The following is a 12,293-nucleotide window of genomic DNA, read 5'->3' on the forward strand; positions in this document are numbered from 1 at the left end:
CCGCGCCTTCGTTCTCTTCCTCGTGTGCGGTGGGACCGCCCTCTTCGTCGTGGGGATGGTGGCACACCGTCCCGGTGGTACGGCGCCGTGGGGCGGGCTCCTGTTCGGGGCGGCCGTGTGTGCGACGCTCACCGTGGTGCTCCCGCCGCGACGCCGCCGTTGAACCTCCTCCGTGCGGGCCCGACGGCTCACGGGCTGCCGAGGGCGGCTTCCTCCCGGTCGAGGTCGTGCTGGAGGCGGCGGCGGGTGGTGTCGCTGATGCGGTGCTCGTCGTAGAGGCGGTGCAGTTCGGTGCTCTGGACCGCGATGACCTCGTGGCGCAGCTGGCGGTAGGCGGCGTCGGCGGTGGTGCCGTCGGGTGTCTCGGCGCTGCGGTCGAGGCGGGCGGTGAGGCCGCGGCGGACCCGGTCGAGGGCGGTGTCCGGTACGGCCTCCAGCTCGGTGAGGGAGTCGACGTGCTGGAGGGCGGCGCGGTTGAGGGTGTCGCGGGCGTCGTCCTCCTCGCGGGCGGTGTGTTCGGGTTCGAGGGCGAGGCCGGAGCGGTTGACGACGGCGGCGAGGGTGAGGCCCTGGCCGACGAGGGTGAACACGACGACGGCGGTGGTGAGCACCAGGACCAGGGGTCGTCCGGTGAGCTTCGTGCCGTCGTCGGCGAGCAGCGGGATGGACAGGGCCGCGGCGAGCGGCATGACGCCGCGGGTGCCGGCCCAGGTGACCACTCCGGCGACCCGCCAGGAGAGCCGGCCCCGGCCCTGGCTGGGCTTGACGGCGCGGGTCAGTGGCAGTGTGGAGAGGACCCGCACCGCGATCAGTACGGCGGCCAGTGCGAGCGCCTGGAGTGGCCACCAGCCGGTGTCGGCGGGCAGGTCCCGGACGAGGGTGGGCAGTTCCAGGCCGACGATGCTGAACACGACGCTCTCCAGCAGGAACACCACCACCGCGTACACGGCGTGCAGCTGCAGCCGGATGTGGGCGTCGGTGAGCCGGTGGCCGGAGCGTCCGAGCAGCACGCCGGCGACCACGACCGAGGTGACGCCGGAGGTGTGTGCGGACTCCGCGAGCACGTACGCCGCGTACGGGGTGACCAGGGCGATCACCGTCTCCAGGACGGGGTCGGTGGTGCGGCGGCGCACCAGCCAGACCAGGCCGGCGACGGCGGCGCCGACCACGCTGCCGCCCCCGCCGAGCAGCAGGAACTCGCCGCCCGCCGCGGGCAGGCTGACCGAGGCTCCGACGGCCACCGCGATGCCGACGGCGACCTTGAACAGAACGAGCGAGGTGGCGTCGTTGAACAGGCTCTCGGCCTGCACGAGGACCTGGAGGCGCCCGGGCAGGGCGAGGCGGCGGCCGAGCGCGGTGACGGCCACCGGATCGGTGCTGGAGAGCACGGCGCCGAGCACGAAGGCCATCGCGGGCGGCAGGCCGGCGACGGCGACGGCGGTGAAGCCGACGGCTGCGGCGGAGGCGAAGACGAGGCCGAAGGAGAGGATCGTCACCGGGCGCCACACGGTGCGCAGGTCGCGCAGTGACAGTTCCTCGGCGGAGGCGTACAGCAGGGGCGGCAGGACCACCATGCCGATGATCTGCGGCGGGACGTGCAGCGCGGGAACGCCGGGTGTCAGCGCCACTCCGATGCCCGCCAGCACCAGCAGCGAGGGCGCGGGAACGCGCAGGCGCTGGGCGAAGGTGGCCACGGCCGTGGCCAGGACGACCAGGACGAGAACGATCCCCACAACGTGCATCGGTGGAAAGACCCCATCGCAAGATCGGGGTCACCGCCGCTGATCGCCGCAGTCGTCCCCCGCGCCGACCAGGCTTCCCGGCACACCTGCAGTCATCTTATCGGAGCATTAGCGCGGCGCGGCAGGGGCGGAAACGATGGGACGTCAGCGCGCACAGCACGGACGGAGCGTGACCGTCGCCGCTCACGCCGCGCCAACGGCCACTCGCCGCGCTCCGCCGACGGCAGGCAGTGCACGGCGGTGAGCCGAGGGCGCGGGCGGCCGTGCCCCCGGTCAGGCGAACTCGCGCAGGCGCGGCCGCACTCCTCCGAGCCGGTGACGGGGGGCGCGCGGCCCGGGTGGTGGTGCGGCTGTCTCCTGTCGCGCCGTCTCCGACGCGACCGTTTTCCTCATGACCGCCGTACCGCCCGACGTTCCCGTTGGCATCGCCGCGCGCCCCCTCCCCCTGTTTCTCACTGGCCGCCGAACCTTTCCCGGAGGAACCCGCCGGGGGTCGGGGTTCGGCAAACGGTTCGCCGCCAGGCCCCACGCCCGGGCAGCGAACCGTTTCCTCGCAGCTCACACTAGGTACGGCCGAACATTCGTCCGCCCGCCCTGACGAGTCCTTGATGCCGCCGGGGATCATCTTGACGAGGCATTGGCACAAGATCTGTCCAGCTGCGCAGCCGGGACGCGTCCTGATGCGATCTTGACGACTGCGCAACGACTCGGCCCCCGAGGCGGCGCCGGTCCGCACAGCCGGACGGCGGGCCTCGTGGGCCGAAGGGATGCACCCGGTGCCGGTGGCACGCGGCACCGGGTGGGTCTGTCGGTTACTGCCCGGGCTTGCGGCCGTGGTTCGCCTTCTTCTTCCGCCGGGCCTTCTTCTTCCGCGCGCGCTTGGACATCGTGGATCCTCCGGTCTCTCGGGGCGTACGGTTCAGGAGGCCTGGCCGACCAGCTGGTCAACGAGCTTGGCCAGGCGCTTCAGCGAGCGCTCCTCCTGGACGGCCTGCGCGGTGGGCGCGATGACGCCGCCGTCGAAGTAGGCGCCGTTGGCGACGACCGTCTCCGGCAGGCAGAGCCGCACGACGGCCGCCGCGCCCTCCGCCGCGGGCGCACCGACCCGCCCGTACAGCGGCAGCAGCGCGGTGTCGCACAGGCCCGGGTTGACGCTGACGGCGGTGATGCCGGAGCCGGCCGGGGCCATGTCGGCGGTCGCCATGGTCAGCGCGAGCTGCGACTGCGCGTACGCGGCGACCCGCGAGTACTTCTTCACCCGGTGCGGGTCCGACCAGTTCATCGAGGCGGTGCGGTGCAGGGAGGACGACACGTTGACGATGCGGGCATCGCCCGCAGCCGAGAGCGGCGCCCGCAGCAGCTTCGCCAGGAGGTGCGCGGCCAGGAAGTTGACCTGCAGCGAGACCTCGTTGCCGTCGTCGGTGAGGGTGCAGCGCTCCGGCGCCACCGCGGCGGCGTTGTTCACCAGCAGGTCCAGCGCCGGGTAGTGCTTGACGACCGCGCCGGCGAGCACCGCAACCTCCGACAGGCTCGTGAAGTCTGCTGCCAACTCGACGAGTTGGTCCCGTCGGACACCCGAGTCGACCAGCCGGACGACGGCCGCCTCGGCCTCCGCGGCGGTGCGGGCGTGCACCAGCACGGTCGCACCGTGCCCGGCGAGCAGTCGGGCGGTCTCCCAGCCGATCCCGGAGGAGGCGCCGGTGACGAGGGCGATGGGGGTCCCCCCGGCCGAAGGCTGGGGGAGGGCGGACAGAACAGCGTCGGACATGACCCATCCAAGGGTGGAAAGGCACCGGCGGGGTGCGAAGGCAGTGCGGCACGAAGCCGTGCGCCTCCGGGGCCGCCGGCGCGAGAAGGTGTGATGCGAGGGGAACGCTCATCCGTCCCCTGCCCTCGGAGCCGGTCAGGGCAAGGGACGGACGGCGGCGATCAGCACGGGCGCGACGAACGGCACCCGGCCCGTGCACGTCGGCCGGTGACGAGCGGGAAGGAGCTCGGTCCTACCGGACGGCGATGGCGACCGCGACAGCGACGATCCGCGGCCGGCTATGCGGCGGGCGGTCGTGGTGGCGTGTCGAGCGGTGCATGTCCTCCATCAAAGCCTGCCCCGATGCCGGGGGCAAGCTCGTTCACCCTCCCTGACGAAGCCCTGACGCGCGGTCGGCCGTGAGGCCTACGGCGGTCGGGGTCGTGGCTGGTGAGCGCGATGGCGATGTGGTCGCAGTCGGCGAGGTCGCCGCAGCAGGTCGGCGATGTCGTCGCGGCGGATGGGGCCTTTGGGGCCTGGGACTTCCGCGCAGCGCGGGGTCGCTGCCCTGGCGGAGTAAACGATGGCCACAGCGGGAGAGCACGCGGCCAACACGGAGTGGCGTCAGGCACGGAGTGGCGTCAGGCACGGAGTGGCGTCCCGCCCCTCGGGCTTCACCCGTCGGCGAGGCGCTGGATGGTGACGCTCAGCCATGCCTGGAGTTCGGCGGGATCGCCGAGCTCGGATCGCAGGACCCGGCGGCGGGTCGAGACGCCGAGCACGAAGGCGTCGATCGCCGCGGCCCGGCCGCGGGCCTCCGCATCGTCCAGACCGCTCTCACGGAGGTAACGGTGAAGCGGCTCCAGCGAGTTGCTGTCGAGGAAGGCGGCCAGTGCCTCGGCCGCCTCGGGTCGTTCGCCAGATGCACGATGCAGTACGAGCAGCGGATCCTCCCCGGCTGCACCGAACCAGCGCCGGACGATGCTCGCCGCGAGGCGCGCGCCCAGCGCGGAACGGTCACCGTCGAAGGAGCGGGAAACCGGGATCTCCACCTGCGTCGCCGCCAGGAAGAGGCCGTCCTTGCCGCCGAAGTAGCGGGTGATGAGGTTGGGCGACACGCCGGCCGCGTCAGCCACGCCCTTGACCGTGACCGCGGCGAAGCCGTGCCGGGCGAACTGGCGTCGGGCCTGTTCCAGGATTCGCTGCCGGGTGGCGGCCGCATCGCGCAAAGTCATGTGTACGAGCATACACATCATGTGTACGCTCATACACATGAGCGATGACATCAGAAGCGAGATCAGGGCCGACATCAGAGGCGACCTCAGGGAACGGCTCCACCGGACACGGCGCGTCACGACCCCGTGGACCGACGACGAGAGGCGCGGCATCACCGCCACCCGCCTCGACGAACTACTCGAACACTGGAGGACCGGATACGACTGGGGCGTGCACGAGCGCCGCATCGGCGAGTTCCCCTGGGCGACGGTGCGGGCGGGCGACACCGACCTGCGGGTGATCCACCAGCGGTCCACGAATCCCGAAGCCCCGGTGGTCGTGCTGCTGCACGGCTGGCCGGACTCGGTGCTGCGGTTCGAGCGCGTCCTGCCACTGCTCACGGACGTGCACGTGGTGGTCCCCGCACTGCCGGGCTTCCCGTTCGCGGCCCCACTCACCACCTCCGGCATGTCGGCCGACCGGATCGCCGGGATCGTCGCCGACGCGCTGGACGGGCTCGGCTACTCGCGGTACACGGTGTCCGGCGGCGACGTGGGCGGCACCGTCGCGGAAGTCCTCGCGGCCCGACACCCGGACCGGGTGGCCGCCCTGCACCTCACGAACACCGCCCCGCAGCGTGCGCTCACGGCGGACCCGGCGAAGCTCGCGCCCGACGCCGCCGCCTACCTCCGCCGGTCGGCGCAGTGGTTCCGCACCGAAGGCGGATACATCGCCGAACAGGCGACACGGCCGAACACGCTCGCCATCGCGCTCGGCGACTCCCCCGCCGGCCTCGCGGCGTGGATCGTCGAGAAGCTGGACGCCTGGTCCGACGGGCCGGCCTTCACCACGGACGAGCTCCTCACCTGGGTCACCGCCTACTGGGTCACCGGCACGATCGGCACCTCCTTCACCACCTACACCCAGCCCGTCGACCTCCCCGACCGGATCGACACGCCGACCGTCCTCTCCGTGTTCCCGCACGACACCAAACCGGAGCCACGAAGCTACGCCGAGGCGTTCCTGAACATTCGCGACTACGTGGAACACCGTGCCGGCGGCCACTTCGCGGCCTGGGAACAGCCCGAGGCCTACGCCGACGACGTACGCCGCGCAGTCAAGCTGGGCGGCTGACAAGGAACCCGAGTCGCTCGTCGCGCCGCGGGAGGATCGGTCGGCGCCAAAAGTGCAACAGGCGCAGCCCCTCCCTTGCTCTGCTCGGACAGCAGAGAGCCGATGGGGCCGCGCCTGCGCGTCAGTGGGCGTCCCGGCGGGGCCGGGGCGTCGGCTCTGTCAGGAGTGCCGCCAGGTGACGGGGAACGCGTCGCTCTTGAGCGTGCCGGTGGTGGCCAGGGTCGTCGTCCTCCGGGTGACGGTGGACGCGTGGGTGGCGTAGGCGCCGATCGGCCGGCCGTCGACGGTGACGCCGGTGAACTGCAGCGGGCCGAACTTCGCCAGGGTCGGCACGGAGCCCGAGCCGATCGGTTCGATGATGGCCTCGGCGTTGACGGAGGTCGCGGTGGCGAGGTACTTCCGGAAGGACTTCGTCCAGCCCTGGGTGGTGTCGCTCAGGGTCAGCGTGTACCAGTGCCCGCCTTCGTCGGTGACGGTGCCGGTCATGGAGTCGCCGGCCTGGACGGGTTCGGCGAAGTAGATGCTGTCCTGCGGGTACATCTCGACCCACGTGTTGTACTGTGCCCGGCCGGTCGTGCAGTCGAGGTCGACGCCGATCTGCTCGACGGTGTCGCTGTCCCACCCGTCCAACCCGACCCAGGGGGAGGCGATTCCGCGGTTGTTGGTGCAGTCGAGCGCCGGGATGTTCCAGGTGCCCGATATCGTCGTGAACGTGGAGCCGTAGGTGATGTAGCCACCCCAGATGTTGTCCGCGTGCTTGCGGGAGTGGTCGCTGCGGTGGCTCGCCGTGGCGGCGGCCGGGGTTGCCGCGCTCAGGGCGGTTGCGAGGCCGACGGCCGTGGTGACGAGCAGGGCGAGTGTGCGGGTGTGGGGGCGGGTGGTCATGGGGTCCTCTCCGAAGTGACGGACGGGTGCCGGACGCGGGTCGGGCACCGCCCCCGGGCGGGGCCGGGGGCGGCGTGGGCGGTCGGCGGTCAGCCGTCGATGCGGTGCTGACTCCAGAAGGAGGTCAGGTCGACGGTGGTGGCGGCCTGGGCCGCGGCCTTGAACTCCGCGGTGGTGGACACGCCGTACCAGTGCGCCTGCGCGTAGTTCCGCAGGAGGGTGGTCATCGCGGTGTCGCCGATCGTCCGGCGCAGGTCGTGCAGGGCGCACTTGCCGTAGCCGTAGACGACCGTCGAGTAGCGGGAGGAGTTGGCGTCCCAGTACGCCATCGAGTTGGTGATCTTCTCGGCCGCCGAGGCCCAGGAGACGCTGCTCCAGCAGCCGTTGCCGGTCTTGCCGAGGGCGAGGTCGGTGGAGTAGTCGGTGAAGGCCTCGTCCAGCCAGGGGCTGGTGTACTCGTCGTCGCCGACGATGCCGTACCACCACTGGTGGCCGATCTCGTGCGTCAGCGCCGTGGTGCTGACGAGGTCGAGGACGAAGCCCGGGTACTCCATGCCGCCGAACCAGAAGTTGTTGTCGATCACCGCGTCCAGCTCGCCGTACGGGTAGGCGCCGAAGCGCTGGGCGTGGGCGTCGACCGCCGAGGTCGCGGTGGAGAGCATCGACTTGGCGTCGGCCGCGCTGATCCCCGCCACCGAGTAGACGTTGACCTTCACCCCGGCCGCCGAGGTGCCGGAGATCTTGGTGAACGGCCCGGCGCCCCAGGCGAAGTCGCGCACCTTGCTCGCGGTCGCCTTGGTGACGGTCCGGCCGGCCGCGCCCGGGGTGTCCACCGACGTGCCGGTCGCGGGCACCAGCAGGCCGGAGGGGTGGTCCAGGGTGACGGTGAAGTCGGAGGCCACCGAGTAGAAGGACTCGCCGTTGTTGGTGTACGGGTCGAGGTGCCAGCCGGCTCCGTCCCGTATCGCCAGGACGGGAAGGGCGTTGCCGATGAAGTTGAACGCCCCGTCCCGGCCGAAGCGGTCCGCACCGCTCGGCACGGTGATGCCGAGGTCGAAGCCGACCGTGCCGCTCTGGCCCTGCGCGAGCGGCGCCGGCAGGGTGACCTTGAGCGCGGTGCAGTTCACCGAGAGCGGGGCGGGCGTGCCGCCGGTCACGTTGGTCACCGTGATCGGGGTGCTGGGGCAGCTGCCGTGCCAGTTGTCCCACAGCCGCAGGTACACCTCGTTCAGCGGGCTGGGCGAGGCGTTGGTGAAGGTCACGCTCTCGTGGCCGGTCCAACTGCCGCCGGAGGCGTCACTGGTGAGGTTGACGGTGTACCCGGGCGAGGCCGGGGTGCGGGTCGGGTCGCCGGGCTGGGGCGGGGTGGTGCCGCCGGAGGCGTCCAGGGTGACGTCGTCCAGCACGAAGCTGGTCTGCAGGCTGGAGTCCTCGACGCCGGTGAAGGAGAGCGTCGCGGTCTGGCCGGCGAAGGCGGAGACGTCGACGGTCCGGTGGACGTACCCGTTTTGGGCGTCCAGGTTGGAGTAGGTGGCCAGGGTGGTGGAGCCGAGCTTGACGGTGAGCTTGTCGTAGGCGGTGCTGCCGGTCGTCTCGGCCGTGTCGACGTGCAGCCAGAATCCGAGTGTCGCGGTGCCGCACCCGGTGGGGAGGGTGACGGACTGCGAGAGGGTGTCGGTGTGGGTGGATCCGTAACCGTCGAGCCAGGCGTAGGAGCTGCCGGAGTGCGCGCTCTGGCCGGTGTCGCCGGTGATCGCGCCGCTCGGCGCCGTCCAGGGTGAACTGCCGGACTCGAAACCGCTGTTGGCCACCACCTGGGCGGGTGCGCAGTCCGCGGCGCTCGCCACATTGGGGGTGGCGAGCGCCGCGAGGCCGGCGGCTGCGAACAGGGCGGCACCGGTCAGGGCATGCAGGAGTCTTCTCATCGGAACCTCTCGTGGGGAGCGGGCCGGGAGCAGCAGCGTGACAGCAAACCCGCACCTTTGAAAGGCTCATGACACCAAGTGGACCGGCCGGACCCCGCCGGGCCCCGTCGCGGGACGGGAACACCGCTGGACGGGACCGCCGCGCGACGGGACCGCGCGTCAGCTCGGGTCGACCAGCTCCGGGGCGAAGACCGTGCCGAGCGGCTCCGGACCGATGTACTGCTGGCAGTTGCACGGCCGCGCCTCGTACTGCAGCGGGCGGCGGTCGGCGTCCCAGGCGGTCGGGGCCTCGACGTCCTCGTGGCAGCGGCCCTGCTTGTCGTGCTTGGCCAGGTGGTGGGTGCAGCCGCAGACCGGCTCCGGCGGGCGGTTCGACGCCTCCAGCGCGGCCTGCTGACGCGCACTGGCGGCGAGCAGCTCCATCTTGCGCTCGTGCCGCACCTTCAGTGCCTGCCGGGCGTCCTTGACGATCCATCCGCTGCCGTACAGGACGACGGGCAGCACCCACCACATGTTGAGCACCTGGTCCACTGACTCTCCCCCGATCGGGTCCGACTCCGACCGTTGATCATACTGCTGACCAGGGGTTACCGACCCCGACAGGAACGAGCGCGAACGACCGCGAAACGGCCGCGAATAGCGGCGAAGGACGGCGAACGACCGCGAACGGCGTCGGACGGCCGGCGTCAGCGGATGACCGGGAGCACCGCCTCCGTGCTGCGCCCGCTCGCCGCCTCGATGAAGGCCACCGGGTCGGCAACCTCCGCCAGCAGGGCCCGGGTCGCCCGCAGGGCCGCGTCGGCGGGCGGCGGCCCGCCGACGGCCGCGATCAGGTCGAGCAGGTGGACGGTCGCCTCCATCAGCGCCACCTCGCCGAGAGCGCCGACCGTGACGCTGCCGAGCAGCGGGTGCGCGACCGTCGTACCGGGCGGCAGGTCGTCGAGCGCGGCCAGGGCCGCCGGGCCCTCGACCCCGAACCGGGCGATCAGCACCGCGGGGTCGGCGGCCACGGCGGTCTGCCTCGCCGTCTCGGCGACCTGCCCGGCGGCGGTGTGCGCGAGACCGCCCGGCCGGTTGTAGGCACGCAGGATCCCGGCACCCGTGGTGATCTCGGCCGGCCCGTCGAGGACGGCCGTGCGCAGCCCGGTGAACATCTCCGGCACCGGCGCCACGTGCGCGTACAGCTCCCGGACGGTCCACGCGGGCAGCCGGGTCGGCCGGCCCCAGTCCGCGGCGCCGAGGGCCGCACCGCGTTCCGCCCAGGAGCTCCAGGCCTCCGCCAACATGGCGCGCACCGGGTCGTTCTGACTGTTCATCGGCTCTCCTCGGAACAGGTGTCACGGAACGGCCCCCACGTTACCCACCCGCCGCCGCCCACGACCCGGCGCCCACCGCCCGGGTACCGGCCGCCAGCCACCGCCCACCCGCCATCCGCCGCCACCCGCGTCCGCCGCCCGCCGGAAAACCGCTTGCCGCCCCCGCCGCCCGGCCGTCACCATCACCGCATGACCGTCCTCCCCGCCCCCGCGCTGCCCGAGACCTCCGCCCGCCCGGCCGCGGTCCGACAGCAGCCTGGCCGCCCCCGGAGGCCCGACACCGCACGCGGATGAGGGCCGCCCTGGTCGCGGGGCTGCTCGCCGGGTACGGCGTCGCCGTCCCGGTGGGGGCCGTCGGGGCCTATGTCGTCGCGCTCACCGCGCGGACCTCGCTGCGCACCGGTGCCTGCGCCGCCCTCGGCGTGGCCGCCGCGGACGGACTGTACGCGCTGGTCGCGGCGGCCGGCGGCGGCGGGTTCGCGCCCCTGCTCGAACCGGTCGCCGGGCCGCTGCGGATCGGCTCCGCCCTGGTGCTGCTGGCCCTGTCGGCCCGTACGGCCCACAGCGCGCTGCGCCACCGCCCCGGGGCCGTCGCGCCGTCCGCTGCCGCCACGACGCCCCTTGCCGTCGCGCCGTCCGCTGCCGTCGCGCCGTCCGGGGCCGCCGTGACCCCGGAACAGGCGCCGCCCTCCCCCGCCCGGGCCTTCCTGACCCTGCTCGGGATCACCCTGCTGAACCCGCTCACCGTGCTCTACTTCGCCGCCCTGGTCCTCGGCGGCAGCGGCCGGGACGCCGCGACCTCCGACGCCCTCGCCCGGGCGGTGTTCGTCGCCGCCGCGTTCGCCGCCTCCGCCAGCTGGCAGCTGCTGCTCGCCTCGGGCGGGGCGCTGCTGGGCCGCGCGCTCACCGGGCCGCGCGGGCGACTACTCACCGCAATCGGATCCGCCGCCCTGGTCGCCGTACTGGCCGTTCGACTGCTGGTCGGCTGACCAGCGCAATCACCGGAGCGCCGGGACCGGCCGGGCCACACCCCCCGGACCCGTTTACGCCGGATTCATCCCTTGTATCCTGGTTCTGTATCCGCTGGGTGACTTCCGCCGATCCGGAGGAGTGCGGACATGGGTGAGCGGGACGGCACCGAGAAGCGGGGGCGACTGAGCCGCCCGCAGGTGCTCGACGCTGCGGTGGCGCTGGTCGACCGCGAGGGCCTGGCCGCACTGACCATGCGCCGACTGGCGTCCGAGCTGGGTGTCGAGTCGATGGCCCTGTACCGCTACACCCCGGGCAAGGAGGCCCTGCTCGACGGCCTGACCGAGGCCTACTTCACCGAGGTCAACGACCGGCTGCGGACCGCTGCCGCGAGCGGCCCGCGCCCGCCCGAGCGGCACCGGCCCGAGCGGCGCCGGCCCGAGCCGCACCAGCCCGAGTGGCGGCAGGAACTGCGCCGGATCGCCCGGGCGTTCGCCGCCGTCGCGCACGCCCACCCCGAGATCCTGCCGCTGGTCGCGACCCGCCCGCTGACCGTCCCGGTGACGCGGCGGCCGGCGCCGGTGCTCGAACTGACCGAGCACATCCTCGCCGTGCTCGGGCGGGCCGGCTTCGACGACGCGACCGCCCTGACCGTCTACCGCTCCTTCGTCGCCTGGAACCTCGGGTGCCTGCTGGTCGACAAGCGCCAGGTGGTCGACAACCCGGAGGAGCCGGACCCGGCCCTGCGGCTCGGCCTGCACCGGCTGCCCGCCGCCGACTACCCCCGGCTGCGCGCCCTGGTGCCCCGCTTCGCCGACTTCGACGACGACGCCGAGATGCTCCGCGGCCTGGACAGCCTGCTGGACGGGATGCCGCAGCCTCCCCTTGACGCCTTCTACGGCGGCGACGCATCCTGAGGATACGAGGTACACGTCGGACATATCCTCTGATGACGGCGCTGCGGAGCGAGCCGCCCGAGACCGCTCCGGCCACGTTCCGCGGGCGCCAGGGAAGAAGCCCCCATGTCCGCCGTTCCGAACGAACCCCACCACGACGACATCCTGCGCCTGCGCGTCACCGCCAGGGACCCGGACGCCCTGCGCGCGCTGCTGCGCGACACCCGCTCCGACACCGGCGGACGCCCGTACGTCGAGGCGGACGGCCGCGTCGGCATCGACGTCTACGCCACGGCCGCCCAGGTCCCGGCCCTCGAACGCGAGGGCGTCACGGTGACCCGGATCGGCAACGCCAGCGAGGCCGGGCGCGCCGCCCAGGCCGAGGTCGGCACCGGCGACCGGTTCGCCCCCGCCGACGCCGTCCCGCGCGGCCTGGCCGCCAAGCTCGCCGGCTGACCCGGGAG

At 72.9% G+C, this 12,293-nt stretch carries 12 protein-coding genes; 4 read left to right on the forward strand and 8 right to left on the reverse strand.

All coding sequences use genetic code 11. From position 1 onward, the window contains the following. Nucleotides 1–188: 188 nt before the first annotated feature. From ABT048_RS31000 to ABT048_RS31010, 4 genes are all read right to left on the reverse strand, one after another. Nucleotides 189–1,742 (reverse strand): Na+/H+ antiporter, encoded by a 1,554-nt coding sequence (locus tag ABT048_RS31000; protein ID WP_350524867.1) that lies wholly within the window; start codon nt 1,740–1,742, stop codon nt 189–191. 812 nt (nt 1,743–2,554) lie between these two features. Beyond that, on the reverse strand, nt 2,555–2,629 hold the full coding sequence (locus ABT048_RS41750; RefSeq protein WP_380419867.1) for a 50S ribosomal protein bL37: 75 nt from the start codon (nt 2,627–2,629) through the stop codon (nt 2,555–2,557). A 32-nt stretch (nt 2,630–2,661) separates the two neighbouring features. Beyond that, entirely contained in the window at nt 2,662–3,510 is an 849-nt protein-coding gene (locus tag ABT048_RS31005) for an SDR family NAD(P)-dependent oxidoreductase (protein WP_350524868.1), read from the reverse strand. Between the two features lie 653 nt (nt 3,511–4,163). Continuing rightward, nucleotides 4,164–4,736, reverse strand: coding sequence for a TetR/AcrR family transcriptional regulator (locus ABT048_RS31010; protein WP_350524869.1), 573 nt, complete (start codon nt 4,734–4,736; stop codon nt 4,164–4,166). 25 nt (nt 4,737–4,761) lie between these two features. Between ABT048_RS31010 and ABT048_RS31015 the strand changes: the two genes are divergently transcribed. After that, nucleotides 4,762–5,838 (forward strand): epoxide hydrolase family protein, encoded by a 1,077-nt coding sequence (locus tag ABT048_RS31015; protein WP_350524870.1) that lies wholly within the window; start codon nt 4,762–4,764, stop codon nt 5,836–5,838. 159 nt (nt 5,839–5,997) lie between these two features. Here ABT048_RS31015 and ABT048_RS31020 read toward each other — a convergent pair whose 3' ends face one another. The 4 genes from ABT048_RS31020 to ABT048_RS31035 all read right to left on the reverse strand — a co-directional run bounded on the left by ABT048_RS31020 (nt 5,998) and on the right by ABT048_RS31035 (nt 9,964). Beyond that, on the reverse strand, nt 5,998–6,723 hold the full coding sequence (locus tag ABT048_RS31020) for a G1 family glutamic endopeptidase (protein WP_350524871.1): 726 nt from the start codon (nt 6,721–6,723) through the stop codon (nt 5,998–6,000). A gap of 89 nt (nt 6,724–6,812) precedes the next feature. Next, entirely contained in the window at nt 6,813–8,648 is a 1,836-nt protein-coding gene (locus tag ABT048_RS31025; RefSeq protein WP_350524872.1) for a M1 family aminopeptidase, read from the reverse strand. Nucleotides 8,649–8,807: 159 nt separating this feature from the next. Beyond that, complete coding sequence (locus ABT048_RS31030) at nt 8,808–9,161, reverse strand: hypothetical protein (RefSeq protein ID WP_350524895.1); 354 nt, start codon at nt 9,159–9,161, stop codon at nt 8,808–8,810. Nucleotides 9,162–9,334: 173 nt separating this feature from the next. Then, the gene (locus ABT048_RS31035; protein ID WP_350524873.1) at nt 9,335–9,964 is read right to left on the reverse strand and encodes a maleylpyruvate isomerase N-terminal domain-containing protein; all 630 of its coding nucleotides are present in this window, start codon (nt 9,962–9,964) and stop codon (nt 9,335–9,337) included. Between the two features lie 290 nt (nt 9,965–10,254). Between ABT048_RS31035 and ABT048_RS31040 the strand changes: the two genes are divergently transcribed. From ABT048_RS31040 to ABT048_RS31050, 3 genes are all read left to right on the forward strand, one after another. Further along, nucleotides 10,255–10,953: a LysE family transporter gene (locus tag ABT048_RS31040; protein WP_350524874.1), complete on the forward strand. Its 699-nt coding sequence runs from the start codon at nt 10,255–10,257 to the stop codon at nt 10,951–10,953. Nucleotides 10,954–11,082: 129 nt separating this feature from the next. Further along, nucleotides 11,083–11,850, forward strand: coding sequence for a TetR/AcrR family transcriptional regulator (locus ABT048_RS31045; protein WP_350524875.1), 768 nt, complete (start codon nt 11,083–11,085; stop codon nt 11,848–11,850). Nucleotides 11,851–11,955: 105 nt separating this feature from the next. Beyond that, on the forward strand, nt 11,956–12,285 hold the full coding sequence (locus tag ABT048_RS31050; RefSeq protein WP_350524876.1) for a hypothetical protein: 330 nt from the start codon (nt 11,956–11,958) through the stop codon (nt 12,283–12,285). The last annotated feature ends 8 nt before the right edge of the window (nt 12,286–12,293 follow it).

This window comes from Kitasatospora sp. NPDC096140, from assembly GCF_040303045.1.
In the GTDB taxonomy this organism is placed as follows: Bacteria; Actinomycetota; Actinomycetes; order Streptomycetales; family Streptomycetaceae; genus Kitasatospora.